The sequence below is a fragment of the Actinoallomurus soli genome (genome assembly GCF_024055715.1).
Lineage (GTDB): Bacteria > Actinomycetota > Actinomycetes > Streptosporangiales > Streptosporangiaceae > Actinoallomurus > Actinoallomurus soli.
This window is the reverse complement of record NZ_JAMXMV010000013.1, coordinates 43830-64973: the sequence shown is the minus strand read 5'-3', so window position 1 is coordinate 64973 and position 21144 is coordinate 43830. Positions and strand designations below refer to the sequence as shown.

The window sequence follows — 21144 nt, the reverse complement described above, 5'->3', positions numbered from 1 at the left end:
CCTGCGGATTGCCGTATCACCGCAGGTCAGCGGGCCGATCACAGGCCACGGAAATCCCTGTGATCATTGCCGTTCATCGCGTGTCGGTCCACCTGTCAGGTGCCGGCGTGCGGTAGCACGACGGTGCCGGTGGCGGTGACCGCGACGATGGGCTCGGCCAGCGCCTCGGCGGCCGACGGCCCCTTGTCCGGACGGGCCCGGCAGACCACCCGTGCCTCGAACGCCAGTGTACGGCTGCGGCGCCCGGCGCGGATCACCGTCGCGGTGGCCTCCAGGACGTCCCCCGCGCGCACGGGGGCACGGAACTGCACGTCGTCGTAGGAGGCGAACAGGCCCTCGTCGCCGCCGTCGCGGATGCACACCTCGGTGGCGACGTCACCGAACATCCCGAGGACGTAGGCGCCGTCGACGAGGTCGCCGCCGTAGTGGGCGTGCGCGTAGGGGACGTACCGGCGGTGGGTGACGCTCAGCCCGACCCGCGGGTCCTCGCCCTCGGGTGCGACGGGCATGCTCCGCTCGCTCATGCGTTCTCCGCGGGGTTCTCGGGGGGCCGGCTGGGGAGCAGGGCGTGCACGAGGTAACTGGCGACCTCGCGGGGAGTGGTGCCCTTGCCGAAGATACGATCGACGCCGAGCTCCTGCTCGGTGACCGTGTCGAAGCGCGGGCCGCCCGCGATGAGCAGCGGCCGTCCCATGCCCGGCCCGACCGCCGTGGGATACGCGGCGTGGAAGGCGGCGGCCATTTGCTTGGTGTTGTGGATGTGGGCGTTCTTCTGGGTGACGACCTGGGAGACGAGGACGGCGTCGGCGTTCTCGGCCTTGGCGCGCTCCACGAGCTCCTCGACGGTCACCTGGGCACCCATGTTGATCACCTGGATCTCGCGGTGGTACTCCAGGCCCTTCTCCCCCGCGAACCCCTTGACGTTGAGGATCGCGTCGATGCCGACGGTGTGCGCATCGGTGCCGATGCAGGCCCCGACGACGACCATGCGGCGGTTCAGGACGGTCCGGATCGCCAGGTCGATCTCCTTGGCCGACAGCAGCGGGTACTCCCGGCCCTCCGGGACCTCGATGCCGGCGTAGTCGATCAGGTGGTTGACCTTGCCGTACACGATGAAGAACGTGAAGTTGGGCCCCATCGGCTTGGAGTGCACGACGCTGGCCGGGTCCAGGCCCATCTTCCCGGCGAGCTGCAGCGCGGCCAGTTCGGCGCGCTTCCCGGCGGGCACGGGCAGGCTGAAGGACAGCTGCACCATCGCGTCGCCGGTCGTGTCGCCGTACGGCCGGATGATCGAGGGCAGGTCCTGCGGTGCGGTCCGGTCGGTGGTGGCGGAGTCCTGCGGTCTCATTCGGCCCTCCCTGCGGGCGTCGTGGGCACGGCGGTGTCGTGCGGATCCTCCGACTCCAGGATCTCGGTGACGGGATTGAAGTAGCCGTCGGCGCGCTCGACGACGCCGTCGAGGCCCTTGCCGCCGTCGGCGGGCCGCCGGGTCACCCCGAACGTCCCCTCGGCGATGGCCGTGAGGAGCGTGTCGTCGCAGATCCGTTCGAGCAGGTCGACGGATTCGGACAGCACCTGCCGGGCGCGGCGGACGATGAACCCGTCCGGGCGCGGGACGAAGTCCTCGGCGAGGGAGCCGCAGGCGTCGCGGACGTACCGGACGTTCTCCAGGGCGAGGTCGCGGTCGGACAGCCACGGGGTGTGGATTCCCTCGGTCATCATGCCGATCAGGATGATCGACTGACCGGTCATCACGCCGGCGAGGTTGAAGAAGGCGTCCAGGAGATAGCCGGCGAAGATGTTGCCGGTCATGTGCTTGGTCGGCGGCATGTACTTCAGCGGCGCGTCCGGGAACAGCTCGCGCACGAGCTGGGCGTGGGCGAGCTCGAGCCGGAACGACTCGGGGATCGCCGGGTTGATCTCGAACGCGTGGCCGAGGCCGAGCTGCCGGTCGGCCAGGCCCGCCTCCTTGCCGAACCGCTCGTTCAGCAGCTGGCTGACGATGACGGTGTGGGCGGCGTCGACGGCGTCGGCGGTGGTGAGGTAGTTGTCCTCGCCGGTGTTGATGACGATGCCGGCGCGGGCGTGGATCTGCCGGGAGAACCGCTGGTCGATGAAGGTCCGCCGCGGGTTGATGTCGCGGAAGATGATGCCGTACATGCAGTCGTTCAGCATCATGTCGAGGCGTTCCAGGCCGGCGAGCGCGGCGATCTCCGGCATGCACAGCCCCGACGCGTAGTTGGTGAGCCGCACGTACCGGCCGAGTTCGCGCGAGACGTCGTCGAGCGCGGCCCGCATGAGCCGGAAGTTCTCCTGGGTGGCGTACGTCCCGGCGTAGCCCTCGCGGGTGGCGCCCTCGGGCACGTAGTCCAGGAGCGACTGCCCGGTCGAGCGGATCACCGCGACGACGTCCGCGCCCTCGCGGGCGGCGGCCTGCGCCTGCGGGATGTCCTCGTAGATGTCGCCGGTCGCGACGATGAGGTAGATCCACGGCTGGCGGGGGTCGCCGGTCAGGCGCAGCATCGCGTCGCGTTCGGCGCGGCGCGCGTCGATGCGGCCGATGCCCTGGCGGGCCGCGCGGCGCGCCAGCTCGGCGGCCTCGTCGGCGTCGCCCCCGGACGGCAGGCGGAACGTCACCGCGCCCAGCGAGGCCGCACGCGCCAGGTCGCCCAGGTCGTCGTACGGCTCGCGCAGGAGCGCGTCGAAGACCGGCAGGGCGACCCCGTGCTCCAGGCCCACCTGGTCCCGTACGGCGTCGACGAGGTGGTTCACCCACGGCAGGCCGTCGGAGTCCGCGCCGGTGAGGCCGGCCAGCCGCAGCTGCGCCCGCTCGACCGACACGGTCGTGTGGGTGCGGGCCATCTCGATCACCGGCTGGGCGGCGCGCTCGGCGAGCAGCCGTGCCTTGCGGACCACCTGCGGGTCCAGATCCAGTTTCGTCATTCCGTCTCCACCCGCTCCTGAAAGATCGCGCGCAGGCTCGGCTCGGTGCGAAGGAGGTCCAGGGCCAGCTCCGCGTGACCGGGGACGTACCCGTTTCCGATCAGCATGGTCACGTCGGCGGCCAGTCCCTCGGCGCCGAGGGCCGCCGCCGAGAACGACGTGGCCATCGAGAAGAAGATCACGGTGCCGCCCGTGGCGGTGGCCAGGATCGCGCCGTGCTCACAGCCCGGCACGTCCACGCACACCACCGTGACGTCGGCGCCGGTCCCGCCGACGGCCTCGGCGAGCGCGATCGGGTCGCGGGCGTCGGCGAGGACGACCTCGTCGGCGAGGCCGGAGGCGCGCAGCCGCGCGGCCTCGGTCTCGTTCGGCACCACGCCGACGGTCCGCTTGGCGCCGGCGCGCCGGGCGGCCGCCAGCGACAGCGACCCGCTCTTGCCCGCGCCGCCGAGCACCGCCACCACCGGGGAGGCGTACGAGGCGACCACACGGGACGTGAGGGCGGGCGCGCCGCACACGTCGAGCACGGCCAGCGACAGCTCCGGCGGCAGGTCGGCGGGCAGCTCGGCCGCGATCGAGCGGGCGAACAGGATCGCGTGCCCGTCGGTGGGCACCTGCTCGCCGAGCCCGTCCCAGCGGGCGAGGCCGTCGGTGATCCGCAGCGGGGTCAGGGTGAGGGAGACCAGGGTGGCCACGCGCATCCCGGGCCGCAGGCCCAGCGGGGACCGGGGGCCGACCTCCTCGACGACGCCGATGAGCATGCCGCCCGAGCCGGTCACCGGATTGTGCATCTTCCCGCGCGTCTCGATGATCTCGGCGACCTCGGCGCGGATCCGGTCCGGATCACCGCCGTGCCGGGTGTGCAGCTGCCGGTACGAGGCGGCGTCCAGGTTGAGCCGCTCGACCCGGATCCGTACCTCGTCGTCGCGGACGCGCGGGTCGGTGTCGAGGCGCTGGGCCGCCTGCGGCAGCACGCCCGGCGGCTCGGCGACCCGGTGCAGACCGACCGGAGAACTTCTCATCCCTCACCTCGCTGGCGCAAAATCTTACGGTTAGCCTTGGCTCTAGCAGAATATTTCTCGTATCGTCAGGCTAATGCAAGAGTTCATCCTGGAGGACACCGTGACCGCTGTCGCCGAGGAGTCCGTACCGGCGCCCGGAGCGCACCCGCAGCCGTACGCCTATCGCCACCGCGAGCTCGCCGAGCCCGACTGGCGGCGGTTCCCCGGCTGGCGTGACGTCACGGCCGCGGAGTGGGAGTCGGCGCAGTGGCAGCGCGCCCACTGCGTGAAGAACGTCCGCCAGCTCCGCCAGGTGATGGGCGACCTGCTGAGCGAGGACTTCTACGCCGACCTCGAACGCGACCAGCGCGAGCGGGCGACCATGTCGATGCTGGTCCCGCCGCAGATGCTGAACACGATGGACGTGAGCTCGACGGCGGCGTTCCACGCCGACCCGGTGCGCCGCTACATGCTGCCGGTCTTCAGCGACCGGCGCACCGACTGGCCCTCCCACCCGGTCGCCAGCCGCGACTCGCTGCACGAGGCGGAGATGTGGGCGGCGGAGGGCCTGACGCACCGCTACCCCACCAAGGTGCTCGCCGAGCTGCTGCCCACCTGCCCGCAGTACTGCGGCCACTGCACCCGCATGGACCTGGTCGGCAACTCCACCCCGCAGATCGACAAGCACAAGTTCACGCTGAAGCAGCCGGACCGGGTCCAGGCGATGCTGGACTACCTGCGCCACACCCCGCAGGTGCGCGACGTCGTCGTCTCCGGCGGTGACGTGGCGAACATGCCGTGGCCGCGGCTGGAGGCGTTCGTCGACCAGCTGCTGGACATCGACAACATCCGCGACATCCGGCTGGCCACCAAGGCGCTGATGGGCCTGCCGCAGCACTGGCTGCAGGACGACGTACGCGCGGGCGTCGAGCGCCTGGCGACCAAGGCGCGGGCGCGCGGCGCGCAACTGGCCGTCCACACCCACGTCAACGCCGCCCAGTCGATGACCCCGCTCGTCGCCAAGGCCGCCCGGGCCATGCTGGACGCCGGCGTCCGCGACGTCCGCAACCAGGGCGTGCTGCTGCGCGGCGTCAACACCACCGTCGAGCAGCTCCTCGACCTGTGCTTCGCGCTGCAGGACAACGGCGTGCTGCCGTACTACTTCTACCTGTGCGACATGATCCCGTTCAGCGAGCACTGGCGGCTGTCGCTGGGCGAGGCGCAACGGCTCCAGCACGGGATCATGGGCTATCTGCCCGGCTTCGCCACGCCGCGGATCGTGTGCGACGTCCCGTACGTCGGCAAGCGGTGGGTGCACCAGGTCGCCGAGTACGACACCGAGCGCGGCATCTCCTACTGGACGAAGAACTACCGGACCGCGCTGGAGAGCGACGACCCGGACGCGCTGAACCGCCGGTACGAGTACTACGACCCGATCCACACCCTGCCCGAGGAGGGCCGGGCCTGGTGGCGCGAGCACGCCGCCGAGGTGCCCGGCAGGGCCGCCGACCTGGCCGCCGCCAGCCGCAACGCCTCCGAGGCCCTGCTCACCGAGTGACACCGTGTGCCGGCGGGCGCACGACCGGGATCATGAGGTGTGAGCGAGCGGTTCCGCGACACCGGCGAGCGCCTCTGGATGCCGGCGCGGCAGATCCTGGTCGTGCGCTCGCGCTGGGCCGCCGTGGTGGTGCGCCCCGACCACCGGGAGGTCCGCCGGTACCCCGGTGAGCTCGTCATGGCCCGCACCGGCTGAGCCGTCCCGGCTGCGGGCACATCGACGCGTGGTGGCCACGGCGATGGCGCGAGGGCGACCTGTTCTTCCGCGACGCGGATGGCGTCACACCGTGCGCACCACGCAGCCGCGCGCGCTGATCGCCGCGACGGCCTCGGCGGGGGCAGCGGCATCGGTCACGATGACGTCGAGGTCCGTGACGGAACAGACCCGGCCCAGACCGGTCCGGGTGAACTTCGACGCGTCACAGACCGCGATTCTTCGCCGCGCAACAGCGATCATCGCCTGTTTGACGGGAACCTCGTCGAGTCGCGGGGCGGTGAGCCCGTCGTCCGCCGACAGGCCGCAGACGCCGAGGATCGCGGTGTCGGCCCGCAGCGCGCGCAGTGCGGTCTCGGTGAGATGACCCGTGAACGACTCGTTTCCTCAGCACGGACCTGAGACTGACCAAACCCGACCCGGCGATCTTCCGGGAGGTCTGCCGGCGGCTCGGTGCGGAGCCCAAGGAGATCACGTTCATCGACGATCGGCGGGAGAACGTCGAGGCGGCCAGGATCATCGGGATCGACGCCGTACTGTTCACCGGCGCCGCCCGGCTGTCGGACCACCTCGACCGTCTGTCCTGTGGGTGAATTCCAGGCCGGGAGGACGATTCTCAGGCCCGCGCCAAGTGACGGCCGAGGAACGCGATCTGGTCCGGCAGCATCCGGCGCCGGAACGCCGCGTCATGGCACCCGGGATGGATCCCGCCGGTGACCTCGGCCCGGCGGGCGGCGCGGAGCCGGGCCAGCAGGTCCTTCGTCGGAATCGCGAACGCGTCGTCGCGCCCGCAGGTCAGCGACGCCGGCACGCGGCCGAGTCCCCCGGCCAGCGCCGTCACGTCCCCTCCCGACAGGGCGGGCGAGGCGGCGGCGACCGCGGCGACCCGGCCGGGTCCCAGCGCGGACGCGAGCAGGAGGGCGCCCCGCCCGCCGATCGACCAGCCGAGAAGACCGATCCGGGTCGTCGACAGGCCCCGGTCGCGCAGGAAGGGCAGCAGGTTCCGGGTGATGACCGGCGACGGCCCCCATCCGTCGTCCGCCCAGTCGTCGATCGCGGCGACGGCGAACGGGGCGACGCCCCGGCGCGCGGCGGCCGCGAGGTGGTACTGGACGCCGTACGTGTCGAAGGGGGTGCGGGCGTCGCCGTCCGAGCCGTGCAGCATCACCACGACGGGCAGGCCCTTCGTCACGGGCCCCGGATGGCCGATCAGGACGCGCGCTCTGCCCGCCGGCGAGCGGAACTCCGTCTGCTCGACCGCGCCGGGCGCGACCTTGGGCAACGGTGGCATGCTCCCGCACCGTCCGAGGTAAGGCGCCAGGCGGTAGCGCCCGGGCAGCACGCCCTCCTCGACGAGGCCGTACGCCGTGCCGGCGCCGGCGAGCGCGGCGGCCCCGCCGATTCCGGCGATGAGGACGCTGCGGCGGGAGTGGGTCGACATGGGCCGTGAGCCTAGTGGGAGCTCTGGACGGCGGGTGGTGCCCTCGGGGGAGAAAAAGCCCTAATGTCGCATAGGTGAAGTTTCCTGTCGGCGCGAGCGCCACCATCGAGGAACTGGACGCCGATCCGCACCCGCTCCTTGCCCGGCTGCGCGTGGCCGAGCCGGTGTCCTGGATCCCCGTCCTCGGCGGGTGGCTCGTCACCCGCCACGATCTGGCGCTGCGCGTGCTGCGCGACACCCGGTTCACCGTCGACGACCCGCGTTTCTCCACGGCGCAGGTCGTCGGGACCAGCATGCTCTCCTTGGACGGCGCCGCGCACACCCGGCACCGCGACGCGTTCGCGCGCCGGTTCCGCCCGGCCGAGACCCGCGCCCGGTTCACCGCGTTCGTCCACGACGAGGTCGACCGCCTGGTCGGCGCCGTCGCGCCGCGCGGGCACGCGGAGGTCCGCGACGATCTGGCCGGCCCCCTCGCCGTCGCCGTGGTGACCGAGGCGCTCGGCCTGCGGGACGTCACTCCCGCCACGATCCGATCGTGGTACGACGCGTTCGTCGAGGCGGTGTCGGCCATCACGGCGGGACGGCCGGCGAACGCCACGGACGCCTACGACCGCTTGCGGGCCAAGGTCGAGGCGGCCCTCGACGAGCACGCGGCGGAGGACACGCTGCTGACGGCGGCCGCCCGTCACCTGGACACTGACGAGGTGGTGGCGAACGCGGCCGTACTGATGTTCGGCGGCATCGACACCACCGAGGGAATGATCACCAACGCCGTCCTGCACCTGCTGGAACGCCCGGCCCGCCTCGCCCTCGTACGGGACGAACCGGGCCTGCTCCCGGCGGCCGTGGAGGAGTCGGTCCGCCTGGAGCCCGCCGCCTCGGTCGTGGACCGCTACGCCACCGAGGACGTTCCGCTCGGGACCGCCCGGATCGCCAAGGGCGACCTGGTCCGCGTCTCGATCACCGCCGCCAACCGCGACCCGGCCGTCTTCGCCGAGCCGGACCGCTACGACCCGCGGCGGGCGAACGTCGACCGCCACCTGGCGTTCGCGCACGGCCCGCACTTCTGTTTCGGCGCGCACCTGGCCCGGCTGGAGACCATGACCATGCTGCGGGCCCTCATCCGCCTGCCGGATCTGCGGCTCGCCGGAACGGTCGGGCCCCGGGGTCTGGTCTTTCGGAAACCGCTCACCCTGGAGGTCGCCTGGGAGCCTGTCATCGAAGAAGATGCGTGACAGGCGAGCGCCTTTACATTGTAGATCAGCTAGCTGGGCGGCCTGACGTGCGCTGACGCGTCTCCGCTGGACAACGGACTTTTCGGACCCGATACTTGCGAGCCATGGAGGGGCTTCCGGTACGCGCGTCGGACGAGGACCGCGACCGGGTCCTTCGCGTCCTCCGCGACCGCGCCGCCGAAGGCCGGCTGTCGCACGAGACCTTCGAGCGCCGCGTCGACTCCGCACTGCGGGCCCGCACCCGGGCGGAGCTGTCCCTCCTCGTCGACGACCTGCCGCCGGGCAGCCGGGTCGTACGCGGCCTCACCGGCGCCGTCGCCTCTCTGTCGTCGATGACCGCCCGCATCGAGGCGGCCTGGCGGGCGCCTCGACTCCCCCGATTCACCCTGCCCGGGCTCGACCGGGCGCGCCTGATCATCGGGCGGGCGCCGACCTGCGAGTTCGTCGTCACGGACGTGACCGTCTCCCGGATGCACGCCGAGCTCCGCCGGACCGGCAACACCTGGCTGCTGTCGGATCTGGGCTCGATGAACGGGACCCGGGTCAACGGCTACCGCATCGCCGGCCCCACACGCGTACGCCCGGGCGACGAGATCGCGTTCGGCCGGCAGCGGTTCATCCTGACCGCCGGCTGACCCGCGTACCGCGGCCCCGGCCGACGGTCAGATCAGATGGCCGTAGACGATGACGTTGTCGTCGTAGTGACCGGTGCCGTGGTCGAACGTTCCCCCGCAGGTGATGAGCCGGAGCGCCGGGTATCCGACGCGCCCGTACACCTTCTGTGTCGGGAATGCGGTCTTGGGGACGGCCTCGACCGAGTCGACGCGGAAGGTCGCCGTCGTTCCGTCGCGACGGCCGACGCGGACGACGTCCCCGGGCCGCAGCGCCCCCAGCCGGAAGAACACCGCGGGCCCGCGGGTCGTGTCGACGTGCCCGGCGATCACGGCGGCGCCGGTGGCGCCCGGAACGGGACCGAGGCGGTACCAGCCCGCCTCCTGCGCTCGGGAGAGCGGCGGCACCTCCAGGGAGCGATCGGGGTTGAGGCCGAGGGACATGACGGCCGCGTCGACGCCGATCCGGGGGATCTCCAGGCGTACCGGCGGCGAGGCCCGTAGCGGACGGGCGGGCGGCGACACCGGCGCCGACGGACGCGCGGCCGCGGGCGGCGGCAGCGGGGCGCCCTGCCGGCCGCTGCGAACCGCGCGGGTCAGCAGGATCGTCGTCGCGGCGCCCGCCGCGAGGAGCACCGCGAGGATGGCGAGAGCGCGGCGCACCGTCCATCGCCCGGAGCGTTCCATTGAGGCCCTTGGTCCCTTCCGGTTCGTTCGTGACGGATGGTAAACCTTTCAAGCAACGACAACGTCATAATCTAGACGTTTCCCCACCAAACGGCGCGGTTCCTCCTTGTCTCTGACGCGTTCTCCCACCCCTTCCGTCCGGCCGTCCCCCGTCATCCGCCGACGGCGTGACCGGGACGGACGGCGCAGCCTTCCCCCTTCCCACCCGGCCCGGATGAGGGTGACGGTGCTGATCCCCGCCCACAACGAGGCCGACCAGATCCCAGAGACGATCTCATCGCTCCGCCGCCAGAGACGGCGACCGGATCGGATCATCGTGATCACGGACAACTGCACCGATCTGACGGAGGCCTTCGCCCGGCTCTGCGGCGCGGAGGTCGTCGCCACGCGCGGCAACCGCCACAAGAAGGCGGGAGCGCTCAACCAGGTCCTGAGTCCGCTTCTTCCGGCGCTCGGCCTCGACGACGTCATCCTCGTCATGGACGCCGACTCCGCGCTGGATCCCGGTTTCATCCAGCACGGCCTCGAGTATCTTTCGACCGGACGGTACGCCGCGGTCGGCGGCACCTTCACCGGCAAGCCCGGCGGCGGTCTGGTCGGGATGTTCCAGCGCAACGAGTACGCGCGGTACGCCCGGGACGTACGCAGGCTCAGCGGCAAGGCGCTCGTCCTGACCGGAACCGCCACCCTCTTCCGCGCCCTGACCCTTCAGGAGATCGTCACCGCGCGCGCGTGCGGCCGGCTCCCGGGCCGGGACCAGGTCTACGACGTGCGGGTCCTGACCGAGGACAACGAGCTGACCCTGGCGATCCTGCACCTTGGCCTGCGGATCCTGTGCCCGCCCGAATGCACCCTGACCACCGAGGTGATGCCCACTTGGCGCGACCTGGGCAGGCAGCGGCTCCGCTGGAAGCGCGGCGCGCTGGAGAATCTCGTCGACTACGGGTGGACCCCCGTCACCCGCCCCTACTGGGGCCGCCAGTTGCTGTCCCTGATCGGGATCATCGTGACCTTCACCTACCTGGGGACGGTCGCGTACTCCCTCATCCGGTTCGGCGGGATCCGCCTGAGCCCCGTATGGACGGCGGTGACCGTCGTGTTCATGGCCGAACGCGTGGTCACCGTACGGCGCCGAGGGCCGGCCCAGATGGCCATCGCCGCGCTCCTTCTCGTCGAGATGGTCTTCGACGTGTTTCTGCAGTTCGTTCAGGCCAAGGCGTTCTGGGAGGCTGCCTGGCGCAAGGAAAGGAAATGGTGACGGTGTACAACAATCCCGTGGGAGGCGTCGCCGCCGGCTTCGGCGGCGCGGCGGTGACCGCGCCCTGGCTCGGCATGCAGGCGGTGTGGATCGGCCTGGCGGCCTTCACCCTGGTTTCCGCGGCCCTGGCGGTCAAGCGGATGCTGCCCAAGCGCGAGCACTGACGCACGCCGACCGCGGCGGCGCGGGCGACCGCGCCGCCGCGGGTGCCGTACGCCGCGGGCGAGCCGCTCACCCCCAGGGCGGGACCGGCCGACACGGTCCTCCCGCGACCGACGCCCCCTTGACACGGCACTAGGACGGCTCGACCGCTGCCCGACGGAGCCGCAAGTCCATGAATATCCCTATAAACGTCGATTTGATCGGGCTAGTCGGAGGATGGCGCGGTGCATCTCCGGAGCCGGAGCAGCCTATATCCCGATTCAGCCCGATAGGTCCGATTCCATATCCTCTGCCTTTGTTGCTTACTTACCTGTCAGTTGTCTTGTCCGGAATGAGACGGGGAATGGTATTAGTCACGGTACAGTCCCGAAAATCGGGAAGTGCCGCCTGGAAGGTGTTCTGCGCGGTACCGACTAGAAGGAGACTGACGTGCTGAAGAAGACCTGCGCCACCGGCATCCTGATGCTCACCACCGCCGCGGGCGCCCTGCTGGCGGCCTCACCCGCGTCCGCACAGGCCCCGGCCTGGGGCGGTGGCTGGGGCGGCTGCTGCGGTGGCTGGGGCGGCGGTGGCTGGGGCGGTGGCGGCTGGGGTGGCGGCGGCTGGGGCAGGAACAGCAACTTCAACAACAATCAGCTTTCCAACTTCATCCCCATCCGCGTCCACAACCGGAACAACAACGTCGCCATCGCCACCAACAACCAGAGGCAGGGAGGGCGCGGTCTCGGAGGCGACGGCCTGTTCTCCGGTGGGTTCGGGCTCGATGACGACGACTAGCCCTCACCACGGCCGACCCTGAGCGTCGCCGCGACCTGATCGGCCGGCCTGCCGACGGCCCGCACCTGCCCGCCCTGGAACGAGCGGGCAGGTGCCGGCCTCCCACCCGAGGCACACGATCACCGGCGCGCCCCCGCGCGGACGCGCGGATGATTTGTCCGAACCGCGAGGATAGTCGGGGAATATGCGCATAATGGCTAGCTGATCGCCCCACAAGCTGATGCGTGCAGTCATTGCGCCACGTCTTTGTCGCCATCTTACCTGGCGCATGTCTTGTCCGGATTACGGCGGGGAATGTTACGAATCGCGGCGCAGTCCGCGATATCGGAAAAGCGCCGTCCGCGACGGCTATCGTGCGGTTCCGACAATAAGGAGACTGACGTGCTGAAGAAGACAAGCGCTACCGGCGTCCTGGTATTCGCCGCAGCCGCGGGGACCCTGCTGACCAGTTCACCCGCATCCGCCGGTGGGTGGGGCGGCGGCGGCTTTGGCGGATGGGGCGGCGGATGCTGCACCCGCGTCGCCAGCAATTTCCGGACTTTCCACAACCAGAGGAGCTTCAACTGGAACAACAACAACCTCTGGAACTACATCCCGATCCGGATCCGCAACCGGAACAACAACGTCGCCATCGCGCGGAACGGCCAGGCGCAGAACGAGCGCCAGAACGAGTTCCAGAACCAGCGCGAGAACGAGCGTCAGCGGGCCTTCGGACTGGATGACTGATCCGCACCTTCGCTGACCGCAGACGCTCGCGGCGCCCGGCTCCGGCCACGCCCGCCGGCCGAGGCCGGGTAGACGCGAGAAGCGGCTCGTCGCCTGCCGCCCCGCCCTCCCTCATCGAGGGCGGGCGGGGCGGCGGGGCGAGAAACGACGAAGGCCTCAGGCCGGGTCGTAGGCGAGGTTGGGCCGGAGCCGGCGCTCCACCTCCGCGAGGGGGACGCCACGGCGCCGGGCGTAATCCTCGGCCTGGTCCCGGCCGATGCGGCCCACGGTGAAGTACCGGGACGCCGGGTGGGCGAACAGCAGGCCGCTGACACTGGCCGCCGGGGTCATCGCGTACGACTCGGTCAGGCCCATCCCGATCCGGTCGGAACCGAGCAGCTCGAACAGCGTGCCCTTCTCGCTGTGGTCCGGGCTGGCCGGGTACCCCAGAGCCGGGCGGATCCCGCGGAAGCGCTCGGCGTGCAGGTCCTCGATGGCCGGGTCGGCGTCCGGTTCGTACCACTCGCGCCGCGCCTTGAGGTGCAGGTACTCGGCGAACGCCTCGGCGAGGCGGTCGGCGAGGGCCTTGACCATGATGGCGCGGTAATCGTCGCCCGCGGCCTCGTACCGCGCGGCGAGGTCGTCGGCGCCGTGGATCGCGACGGCGAAGCCGCCGAGGTGGTCACCGGCCGGGGCCAGGTAGTCCGCGAGGCTGCGGTTGGGACGGCCCTCCGGCTTGGCCGTCTGCTGGCGCAGCATCGGGAACCGTACGCCGCCCTCGAGCACGATGTCGTCGCCGTCGGAGTGGGCGGGCCAGAACCCGTAGAGTCCCCGGGCGCGCAGGGATCCGTCCGCGATGATCTGGTCGAGCATGGCGTTGGCGTCGTCGAACAGCTCGCGCGCCACCGGCTGCTCCAGGATCGCCGGGTACTTGCCCTTCAGCTCCCACGCGAGGAAGAGGAACTGCCAGTCGATCATCGCGCGCAGCTCGGTCAGGTCCGGTTCGACGGTCCGCACGCCGGTGAACGCGGGAACGGGCAGGTCCTCGTACGAGACGCGCTCGGCGTTGGCCCGCGCCTGCTCGAGGGTGAGCAGGGGGCTGCGTTGCCGGGTCTCGTGCTGGACGCGCAGCCGCTCCTGCTCGGCGCGGTTCTTCGCGTCCAGCTCCTCGGCCCGGTCGGGGTCGAGCAGGTCCGAGACGACGCCGACGACGCGGGAGGCGTCGAGCACGTGGACCGTGGTGCCGTCGTACGCGGGGGCGATCCGCACCGCCGTGTGCTGGCGCGAGGTGGTGGCGCCGCCGATGAGCAGCGGGATCTTCAGGCCGCGGCGGTCCATCTCCGCGGCGACGGCGACCATCTCGTCCAGTGACGGGGTGATCAGCCCCGACAGCCCGACGGCGTCGGCGCCCTCGGCGACGGCGGTGTCGAGGATGGTGGCGGCGGGGACCATGACGCCCAGGTCGATGACCTCGTAGTTGTTGCAGCCGAGGACGACGCCGACGATGTTCTTGCCGATGTCGTGCACGTCGCCCTTGACGGTCGCGAGCACGACCTTGCCGTTGCCGCGCTCGGCTTCGAGGCGGCCCTCCAGCCTGGCCTGTTCCTTCTCCGCCTCCATGTACGGCTCGAGGTAGGCGACGGCGCGCTTCATCACCCGGGCGCTCTTGACGACCTGCGGCAGGAACATCTTCCCGGATCCGAACAGGTCACCGACGATCTTCATGCCGTCCATCAACGGCCCCTCGATCACGTCGAGCGGCCGCGCGGCCCGCTGCCGGGCCTCCTCGGTGTCCTCCTCGACGAAGTCGACGATGCCGTGCACGAGCGCGTGCGCCAGGCGGTCCTCGACGGGCGCCTCCCGCCAGGACAGGTCCACCGTACGCTGGGTGCCCTTCCCGTTCACCGTCTCGGCGAAGGAGACGAGCCGGTCCGTGGCGTCCGGACGCCGGTCGAACAGCACGTCCTCGACGAGTTCGAGCAGGTCGGCGGGGATGTCCTGGTAGACGGCGAGCTGGCCCGCGTTGACGATGCCCATGTCCAGCCCGGCGCGTACGGCGTGGAACAGGAACGCCGAGTGCATCGCCTCGCGTACGACGTCGTTGCCGCGGAAGGAGAACGAGAGGTTGGAGATGCCGCCGCTGGTGCGGGCGCCGGGGCAGCGTTCCTTGATGAGCGGCAGCGCGTCGATGAACGCCTTGGCGTAGCCGTTGTGCTCGGCGATGCCGGTGGCGACGGCCAGGACGTTCGGGTCGAAGACGATGTCCTCGGGCGCGAACCCGGCCTCCCGCGTCAGCAGGTCGTACGCGCGGCCGCAGATCTCGACCTTGCGCTCGGTCGTGTCGGCCTGGCCCTGCTCGTCGAAGGCCATGACGACCACGCCGGCGCCGTAGTCGCGGATGCGGCGGGCCTGCTGCAGGAAGGGCTCCACGCCCTCCTTGAGGCTGATGGAGTTGACGACGGCCTTGCCCTGCACGCACTTGAGCCCGGCCTCCAGCACGCTCCACCGCGAGCTGTCGATCATGATCGGGATGCGGGCGGCCTCCGGCTCGGTCGCGACGAGGTTCAGGAACGTCGTCATGGCCCGCTCGCTGTCCAGCAGGTCGGCGTCCATGTTGACGTCGAGGAGGTTCGCGCCGCCGCGGACCTGCTCCAAGGCCACGTCCACGGCGGCCTGGTAGTCGTCGGCCTCGATCAGCCGCCGGAACCGCGCCGAGCCGGTGACGTTCGTGCGCTCGCCGACCATCACGAAGCCGGTGTCGGGCGCGATCTCGAACGGCTCCAGGCCGCTGAAACGGGTCCGCCGCGGCGGGGCGGCCACACTGCGAGGTGACAGCCCGGAGACGGCGGCGGCGATCCGCTCGATGTGCTCGGGCGTGGTGCCGCAGCAGCCGCCGACGATGTTGACGGACCCGGCGCCGGCGAACTCGCCGAGCAGGCCGGCCGTCTCCTCCGGCGTCTGGTCGTAGCCGCCGAACGCGTTGGGCAGCCCGGCGTTGGGGTGGCACGCGGTGTAGGTGCCGGCCAGGCGCGCCAGCTCGGTGACGTGCGGGCGCATCTCCGCGGCGCCGAGCGAGCAGTTCACGCCGACGACGAGCGGCTCGGCGTGCTCGATGGAGTTCCAGAACGCCTCGACGGTCTGGCCCGACAGGGTACGGCCGCTCAGGTCGACGATCGTGACGGAGATCCACAGCGGCAGGTGCGGAGCGACCTCGCGGGCGGCCGTGATGGCGGCCTTGGCGTTGAGCGTGTCGAAGATCGTCTCGATCAGCAGCAGGTCGACGCCGCCGTCGGCGAGGGCCTGGATCTGCTCGGCGTACGCGTCGCGGACCTCATCGAAGGACACGGCGCGGTAGGCCGGGTCCTCCACGCGCGGGGACAGCGAGAGCGTCACGTTCAGCGGGCCGATCGAGCCGGCGACGAACCGCCCGCCCGCCTCGTCGGCGGCCTGCCGGGCCAGTTGCGCACCGCGCAGGTTCATCTCCCGCACGTGGGCCTGCAGCCCGTAGTCCGCCTGGCCGATGCTCGTCGCGGTGAACGTGTTGGTGGTCGTGATGTCGGCGCCCGCGGCGAGGTAGCGCCGGTGCACGTCGAGGATGAGGTCCGGGCGGGTCAGGTTGAGCAGGTCCGGGTCGCCGGTGACGTCACGAGGGTGGTCGCCGAACCGGTCGCCCCGGTAGTCCTCCGGGGTGAGCCGCGCGCCCTGCAGCATCGTGCCCCAGGCACCGTCCAGGACCGCGATACGCCGGTCCAGGAGCTCACGCAGAGCCTGGGTCGCGTTCTGCCCGCGCGCCCGGCCGTCGTCGGTAGCGGATCCGTCCACTGGACCACCTCCCGTTGCTGGGAGGCGCCCTTGTGAACATCGCTGGCGGCCGAGCGTGGCGGGCGTGAAACCCGTTGCAGCGCCTCTCGGCCGGTGAGACCGAGAGTATCAAGATCTGGCGGCGGGTTCGACGGACGGCGGGTTGCCGGTGGTGGGCCGCCCGGTGACGTACGCCCGCGCGCGGCCAATCGGATCGCCGGCCTGGCCGAAGCCGGTCGCACGCGGATGATCCGGAGTAGTTCACGCGACGATCACTCGGCATTAGGACGGATCCATGAGGATTCCGCCCCGGCGCCGTATCCACAGCCGCCCTTCGCCGACCGATGAGGACGCCATGTGCCGTGATGGACACCCTGAGCCCGACTCCACTCCTGCGACTCCCGAGACGGGTGACACGGCTCCGGGAGGAGTCGGCCGCCGCCGGCTGCTGATGGCGGCCGCCGCCGGGGCCGCCCTCACGCTCGCGCCGATCTCCTTCACCCGCGGCCGTGCCGACGCCGCCGTCACGGGCGCCGGCACCGCCGGCGACGGTCAGGAGACCCGGGTCGTGACCGGGCACCTCGAGACCGGCGCGGCGGACTTCGTGTACCTCCCGGTGCGGGTCCCGGCGGGCGTCCAGAAGATCGCCGTCGAGTACTCCTATGACAGGCCGCCGGTCCCCGCCGGCACTCCGGGGAACTCCTGCGACATCGGGATCTTCGACGGGCGCGGCACCGGGCTCGACGGCAAGGGCTTCCGCGGCTGGTCCGGGGGCTTCCGCACCTCTTTCGAGATCAGCGACGGCGAGGCCACCCCCGGCTACCTGCCCGGCCCGATCAGGCCCGGCACCTGGCATGTCGTCCTGGGGCCGTACCAGGTGGCGCCGCAGGGCATGGACTACACGGTGCGGATCACGCTCACGTACGGCCGGCCCGGGCCCGCCTTCACGCCCGACTACCCGCCGAAGCGGGCCAAGGGCCGTGGCCGCGCGTGGTACCGCGGAGACGGGCACCTGCACACGGTGCACTCCGACGGCCGGAGGTCGCCCGCCGAGGTGGCGGCCGGCGCCCGGGCTGCGGGCCTGGACTTCATGGTGTCCACCGACCACAACACCTCCTCGTCTCACGGGGTCTGGGGGCAGTACGCCGGTGATGACCTGCTCATCGTCACCGGCGAGGAGATCACCACCCGGAACGGCCACTGGCTGGCCCTGGGCCTGCCGGCCGGAGAGTGGATCGACTGGAGGTACCGCTCCCGCGACGACGCCTTCGGCCGCTTCGCCCGGAAGGTCCGGCGCGGGGGCGGGCTGGTGGTGCCCGCCCACCCGTACTGCCCCTACGTCGCCTGCCAATGGAAGTTCGGCTACGACGACGCCGACCTCGTCGAGGTGTGGAACGGTCCGTGGACCTACGACGACGAGTCCGCCGTGGACACCTGGGACGCCATGCTCGGCGAGGCGGTGCGCAAGGGCAGGCGCTGGATCCCGGCCATGGGCAACAGCGACGCGCACAGCGAGCCCCAGGTCATCGGGCTTCCGCACAACGTCGTGTACGCCGACGACCTCACGACCGACGCCCTCATGGGCGGTCTGCGGGCGGGCCGGTCCTGGATCGCCGAGTCACAGGCGGTGCGGCTGACCTTCACCGCCGCCGGCGACGGCCGGAGCGCCGGCATCGGCGGGACGCTGACCGCACCCGCCGACGCCCCGATCGACGTCCGGCTGGACGTCGAGGGCGTGCCGAACGGCACCGTCCGGTTCATCACCGACGAGGGCCAGCTGCATCAGGAGTCGCTGCCCGCCTCCGGCTCGGGCGGCGTCGTCTGGCGGACGACCACGTCGCTGGCCGCGTACGTGCGGGCGGAGGTGCGCCATCCGATGGCCGACGGCACCCCCGGCAAGGGCAACACCATGGGCCCGAACCTGATGTGGGGCCCGATGGCGGCCCTGACCAATCCGATCTTCCTGCGGCGCTCCGGCTCCTGACGCGGCCGCCCGGCCGCTCCGAGGCCGGCCGCGGGAGCGTGCCCGCGGCCGGCCGCCTCGGCGCCCGTCACGGGCCGCCGGGCGACGCCTCAGAAGTTGATCATGTGGCCGGCCAGGCCGTGCACGGCCTCCTTGACCGCCTCGCCCAGGGTCGGGTGCGCGTGGACGTTCCGCGCGACCTCGTGGACGGTCAGGTCCCACTGCTGGGCGAGGGTCAGCTCGGGCAGCAGCTCGGTGACGTCCGGGCCGATGAGGTGCGCGCCGAGGATCTCGCCGTACTTCTTGTCGCTGAGGATCTTCACGAAGCCGGTCGGGTCGCCCAGGCCGTGCGACTTGCCGTTCGCGGTGAAGGGGAACTTGGCGACCTGGACGTCGAAGCCCCTCTCCTTCGCCTGCGCCTCGGTCCAGCCGAAGCTGGCGATCTGCGGCTGGCAGTAGGTGGCGCGCGGGATCATCACGTAGTCGAGCTCCATCGTCTCGGCGTCCGCGATGGTCTCGGCGGCGACGATGCCCATCGACTCGGCGGCGTGCGCGAGCATCAGCTTGGCGGTGACGTCACCGATGGCGAAGATGTGCGGGACGCTCGTGCGGCACCGGCCGTCGACGTCGATCGCGCCGCGCTCGGTCAGCTGAACGCCGGTCTTCTCCAGGCCGTAGCCGTCGACGTTCGGCTGGAAGCCGATCGCCTGCAGCACCTTGTCGGCCTCGATGACCTGCTGCTGCCCGTCCTTGGAGACGGTGACGCGGACCTTGTCGCCCGACTCGTCGATGCCCTCGACGCGGGTGGAGGTCAGCACGTCGATGCCCAGCTTGCGGTAGCGCCGGGCCAGCTCCTTGGAGACCTCCTCGTCCTCCAGCGGCACCATCCGGTCCATGAACTCCACGATCGTGACCTTGACGCCGTAGTTGCTCAGCACGTAGGCGAACTCGACGCCGATCGCGCCGGCGCCGGCGATCACGATGCTCCCGGGCAGGTCCTCGCTGAGGATCTGCTCCTCGTACGTCACGACCCGGTCGCTCAGCGACGTGCCCGGCAGCAGCCGGGGGGTCGCGCCCGCCGCGATGATGCAGTGGTCGAACGTCACGGTCTCACCGTTCACCTGGATGGTGTTCGGGTCGGTGAAGGTGCCCCGGCCGCTGAACTCGCTGATGCCGTTCTTCTTCATCAGGTAGTGGACGCCCTTGACGCGGCCGTCCGCGACCGTACGACTGCGGCGGAACGCCTCGCCGTAGTCGAAGCGCACCTCGCCGTCGACCTGGATGCCGAACGTCTTCGCCTCACGCGTGAAGATGTGCGCCAGCTCGGCGTTGCGCAACAGGGCCTTGGAGGGGATGCAGCCGACGTTCAGGCAGACGCCGCCCCAGTACTTCTCCTCGATGACCGCGGTCTTGAGGCCCAGCTGGGCGGAACGGATCGCGGCGACGTACCCGCCCGGGCCCGCGCCGAGAACGACGACGTCGAAATGAGTGCTCATGAGCAGTAACGATATTGCCCTGCGCGCGTCCGGCCGACACGGTCCCGGCCCGCCCGGGATCTCGCCGCCGGAGGCGGGGCAACGGCCTCCCGTGTCCGACCGTACCCGGTCATCCGTCCGGCTCGTGGGCCGGGCGACCGGTGTTCACACTGTCGGTCAACCGGCGAGTGGGCTCCTGTCAGGAGCCTCCCTCCGCCGGAACCGATCATCGGCGGGCGTGCCCCCGCGCCCGGAACCGCCGAGGAGGCCGGGATGAGGCTTCAGCGCACCGCGTCACGCCGCGCTCGCCGGTGCGGCATGACGACCGGCCTGGTCGCGGGCCTCCTGCTCGGAGCTCCCGCCGCGCACGCGGCGTCACACGTCCCGCACGGGCCCGTTCCGGCCGCGCCGCTCGCCACGGAGGTGACCGGTGGCGATCCGGTCTGCCGGCGACACCGACGCCCCGTTGTACGACGGCGGCACGGTACTGGGCGTCCTGTCGGGCCTCAGCGGCGACTGCGCCGCCGGAGGCGTGTCGTACTTCGAGCCGATCGCCAAACCGCTCAGCGCGTACGGTGTGTCGGTGTACCGACCCGGCCGGACGCTCAGGCGGCGCGGTAGACGACGAACGACACCGCGATGTACTGCGCGACGTACGCGGCGATCGTGAAGGCGTGGAACACCTCGTGGAAGCCGAACCAGCGGGGTGAGGGGTCCGGACGTCGCAGGCCGTACACCAGGCCGCCCATGCTGTAGAGCAGACCGCCGACGCACACCAGGATGAGCGCCGCCGGTCCGGCGCCGTGCAGCAGCTGCGGCATGAAGCCCGCCGCCACCCAGCCGAGGCCGACGTACAGCGCGGTGTAGAGCCAGCGCGGCGCGCGCACCCAGGCGATACGGAACAGCACGCCCGCGGCGGCGCCCGACCAGATCACCGACAGCACCACGGTGCGCGCCGTGCCGTGCAGGGCCAGCAGCGCGAACGGCGTGTAGGTGCCGGCGATGATCAGGTAGATGTTGGCGTGGTCGAACCGGCGCAGCACCGCCTCGCCGCGCGCGGACCAGTGGCCCCGGTGGTAGAGCGCCGAGATGCCGAACAGCAGCGCCGACGTCACGGCGTACACCGCGGCGGCCAGCCGCGCCGCCAGGGTCGGGCCCAGGGCGACCAGGACGATGCCGCCGATGAGGGCGGCCGGGAAGGCGCCGGCGTGCAGCCATCCGCGCAGGCGCGGCTTGACCGACTGTGCGAACTCCCCCACGCGTGCCGCCGGTCCCCCCATGAGCCCTCCTTCGTGTGCGACGACTTCCCGGGGC

Annotated in this window: 18 protein-coding genes, 2 pseudogenes and 1 riboswitch; of the genes and pseudogenes, 10 read left to right on the top strand and 10 right to left on the bottom strand. The window is 71.4% G+C overall.

The window, feature by feature from the left end; genetic code table 11:
• Positions 1 to 95: 95 nt before the first annotated feature.
• The 4 genes from kal to kdd are packed head-to-tail and all read right to left on the bottom strand — an operon-like array spanning position 96 to position 3965.
• Positions 96 to 524 (bottom strand): 3-aminobutyryl-CoA ammonia lyase, encoded by a 429-nt coding sequence (kal, locus tag NDW01_RS28130; protein WP_252826032.1) that lies wholly within the window; start codon positions 522 to 524, stop codon positions 96 to 98.
• Entirely contained in the window at positions 521 to 1348 is an 828-nt protein-coding gene (gene kamE / locus NDW01_RS28125) for a lysine 5,6-aminomutase subunit beta (RefSeq protein WP_252826030.1), read from the bottom strand. Before kamE ends, kal begins: the two co-directional genes overlap by 4 nt.
• Positions 1345 to 2943 (bottom strand): lysine 5,6-aminomutase subunit alpha, encoded by a 1599-nt coding sequence (gene kamD / locus NDW01_RS28120; RefSeq protein WP_252826017.1) that lies wholly within the window; start codon positions 2941 to 2943, stop codon positions 1345 to 1347. The genes kamE and kamD overlap by 4 nt, the downstream gene beginning before the upstream one ends.
• Positions 2940 to 3965, bottom strand: a complete 1026-nt coding sequence (gene kdd, locus NDW01_RS28115; RefSeq protein ID WP_252826015.1) for an L-erythro-3,5-diaminohexanoate dehydrogenase — start codon at positions 3963 to 3965, stop codon at positions 2940 to 2942. Before kdd ends, kamD begins: the two co-directional genes overlap by 4 nt.
• Positions 3966 to 4038: 73 nt before the next feature.
• On the opposite strand from kdd, the gene NDW01_RS28110 reads away from it, so the two are divergent.
• Positions 4039 to 5502 (top strand): KamA family radical SAM protein, encoded by a 1464-nt coding sequence (locus NDW01_RS28110; protein ID WP_252826012.1) that lies wholly within the window; start codon positions 4039 to 4041, stop codon positions 5500 to 5502.
• A 39-nt stretch (positions 5503 to 5541) separates the two neighbouring features.
• Entirely contained in the window at positions 5542 to 5697 is a 156-nt protein-coding gene (locus NDW01_RS28105; RefSeq protein WP_252826011.1) for a hypothetical protein, read from the top strand.
• 84 nt (positions 5698 to 5781) lie between these two features.
• On the opposite strand, the pseudogene NDW01_RS28100 reads toward NDW01_RS28105, so the two are convergent.
• A pseudogene (locus tag NDW01_RS28100) lies at positions 5782 to 6087 on the bottom strand (decarboxylase); the annotation flags it as partial.
• 23 nt (positions 6088 to 6110) lie between these two features.
• Here NDW01_RS28100 and NDW01_RS44460 point away from each other — a divergent pair.
• Positions 6111 to 6308, top strand: a pseudogene (locus NDW01_RS44460) (HAD-IA family hydrolase); the annotation flags it as partial.
• Between the two features lie 23 nt (positions 6309 to 6331).
• Here NDW01_RS44460 and NDW01_RS28095 read toward each other — a convergent pair.
• On the bottom strand, positions 6332 to 7156 hold the full coding sequence (locus NDW01_RS28095) for an alpha/beta hydrolase (protein ID WP_252826009.1): 825 nt from the start codon (positions 7154 to 7156) through the stop codon (positions 6332 to 6334).
• Positions 7157 to 7230: 74 nt separating this feature from the next.
• Between NDW01_RS28095 and NDW01_RS28090 the strand changes: the two genes are divergently transcribed.
• Positions 7231 to 8391, top strand: a complete 1161-nt coding sequence (locus NDW01_RS28090; protein ID WP_252825987.1) for a cytochrome P450 — start codon at positions 7231 to 7233, stop codon at positions 8389 to 8391.
• Between the two features lie 104 nt (positions 8392 to 8495).
• Positions 8496 to 9026 (top strand): DUF1707 and FHA domain-containing protein, encoded by a 531-nt coding sequence (locus NDW01_RS28085; RefSeq protein ID WP_252825985.1) that lies wholly within the window; start codon positions 8496 to 8498, stop codon positions 9024 to 9026.
• Between the two features lie 27 nt (positions 9027 to 9053).
• Here the strand turns inward: NDW01_RS28085 and NDW01_RS28080 are convergent, their stop codons facing one another.
• Positions 9054 to 9689 carry a class F sortase gene (locus NDW01_RS28080; RefSeq protein WP_252825982.1) on the bottom strand — a complete coding sequence of 212 codons (636 nt, stop codon included), beginning with the start codon at positions 9687 to 9689 and terminating at the stop codon, positions 9054 to 9056.
• A 226-nt stretch (positions 9690 to 9915) separates the two neighbouring features.
• Between NDW01_RS28080 and NDW01_RS28075 the strand changes: the two genes are divergently transcribed.
• The 4 genes from NDW01_RS28075 (at position 9916) to NDW01_RS28060 (ending at position 12612) form a co-directional block, all read left to right on the top strand.
• Positions 9916 to 10947 carry a glycosyltransferase family 2 protein gene (locus NDW01_RS28075; RefSeq protein ID WP_252825980.1) on the top strand — a complete coding sequence of 344 codons (1032 nt, stop codon included), beginning with the start codon at positions 9916 to 9918 and terminating at the stop codon, positions 10945 to 10947.
• Positions 10941 to 11111 (top strand): hypothetical protein, encoded by a 171-nt coding sequence (locus NDW01_RS28070; RefSeq protein WP_252825967.1) that lies wholly within the window; start codon positions 10941 to 10943, stop codon positions 11109 to 11111. The genes NDW01_RS28075 and NDW01_RS28070 overlap by 7 nt, the downstream gene beginning before the upstream one ends.
• Before the next feature lie 427 nt (positions 11112 to 11538).
• Positions 11539 to 11886 (top strand): hypothetical protein, encoded by a 348-nt coding sequence (locus NDW01_RS28065; protein ID WP_252783512.1) that lies wholly within the window; start codon positions 11539 to 11541, stop codon positions 11884 to 11886.
• A 381-nt stretch (positions 11887 to 12267) separates the two neighbouring features.
• Positions 12268 to 12612, top strand: a complete 345-nt coding sequence (locus NDW01_RS28060; RefSeq protein WP_252825959.1) for a hypothetical protein — start codon at positions 12268 to 12270, stop codon at positions 12610 to 12612.
• 156 nt (positions 12613 to 12768) lie between these two features.
• Here NDW01_RS28060 and metH read toward each other — a convergent pair whose 3' ends face one another.
• Entirely contained in the window at positions 12769 to 16413 is a 3645-nt protein-coding gene (gene metH / locus NDW01_RS28055) for a methionine synthase (protein ID WP_252825957.1), read from the bottom strand.
• A 15-nt stretch (positions 16414 to 16428) separates the two neighbouring features.
• Positions 16429 to 16507, bottom strand: a riboswitch (S-adenosyl-L-homocysteine riboswitch).
• A 240-nt stretch (positions 16508 to 16747) separates the two neighbouring features.
• On the opposite strand from metH, the gene NDW01_RS28050 reads away from it, so the two are divergent.
• Positions 16748 to 18376, top strand: coding sequence for a CehA/McbA family metallohydrolase (locus tag NDW01_RS28050; RefSeq protein WP_252825943.1), 1629 nt, complete (start codon positions 16748 to 16750; stop codon positions 18374 to 18376).
• A gap of 89 nt (positions 18377 to 18465) precedes the next feature.
• Here the strand turns inward: NDW01_RS28050 and lpdA are convergent, their stop codons facing one another.
• Both lpdA and trhA read right to left on the bottom strand, forming a co-directional pair.
• Positions 18466 to 19851: a dihydrolipoyl dehydrogenase gene (gene lpdA / locus NDW01_RS28045; protein ID WP_252825942.1), complete on the bottom strand. Its 1386-nt coding sequence runs from the start codon at positions 19849 to 19851 to the stop codon at positions 18466 to 18468.
• Between the two features lie 584 nt (positions 19852 to 20435).
• A complete protein-coding gene (gene trhA, locus NDW01_RS28040) occupies positions 20436 to 21110 on the bottom strand; it encodes a PAQR family membrane homeostasis protein TrhA (protein WP_252825941.1) in 675 nt (224 codons plus the stop codon).
• Between the last annotated feature and the right edge of the window lie 34 nt (positions 21111 to 21144).

Bases quoted from the DNA above. Each gene is read 5' to 3' on its own strand.
- NDW01_RS28110 (WP_252826012.1), top strand. From the start codon at position 4,039: ATGCAAGAGTTCATCCTGGAGGACACCGTGACCGCTGTCGCCGAGGAG.
- NDW01_RS28080 (WP_252825982.1), bottom strand. From the start codon at position 9,689: ATGGAACGCTCCGGGCGATGGACGGTGCGCCGCGCTCTCGCCATCCTC.
- kamD (WP_252826017.1), bottom strand. From the start codon at position 2,943: ATGACGAAACTGGATCTGGACCCGCAGGTGGTCCGCAAGGCACGGCTG.
- kdd (WP_252826015.1), bottom strand. From the start codon at position 3,965: ATGAGAAGTTCTCCGGTCGGTCTGCACCGGGTCGCCGAGCCGCCGGGC.
- NDW01_RS28095 (WP_252826009.1), bottom strand. From the start codon at position 7,156: ATGTCGACCCACTCCCGCCGCAGCGTCCTCATCGCCGGAATCGGCGGG.
- kamE (WP_252826030.1), bottom strand. From the start codon at position 1,348: ATGAGACCGCAGGACTCCGCCACCACCGACCGGACCGCACCGCAGGAC.
- trhA (WP_252825941.1), bottom strand. From the start codon at position 21,110: ATGGGGGGACCGGCGGCACGCGTGGGGGAGTTCGCACAGTCGGTCAAG.
- NDW01_RS28050 (WP_252825943.1), top strand. From the start codon at position 16,748: ATGTGCCGTGATGGACACCCTGAGCCCGACTCCACTCCTGCGACTCCC.
- kal (WP_252826032.1), bottom strand. From the start codon at position 524: ATGAGCGAGCGGAGCATGCCCGTCGCACCCGAGGGCGAGGACCCGCGG.
- lpdA (WP_252825942.1), bottom strand. From the start codon at position 19,851: ATGAGCACTCATTTCGACGTCGTCGTTCTCGGCGCGGGCCCGGGCGGG.
- NDW01_RS28070 (WP_252825967.1), top strand. From the start codon at position 10,941: ATGGTGACGGTGTACAACAATCCCGTGGGAGGCGTCGCCGCCGGCTTC.
- NDW01_RS28085 (WP_252825985.1), top strand. From the start codon at position 8,496: ATGGAGGGGCTTCCGGTACGCGCGTCGGACGAGGACCGCGACCGGGTC.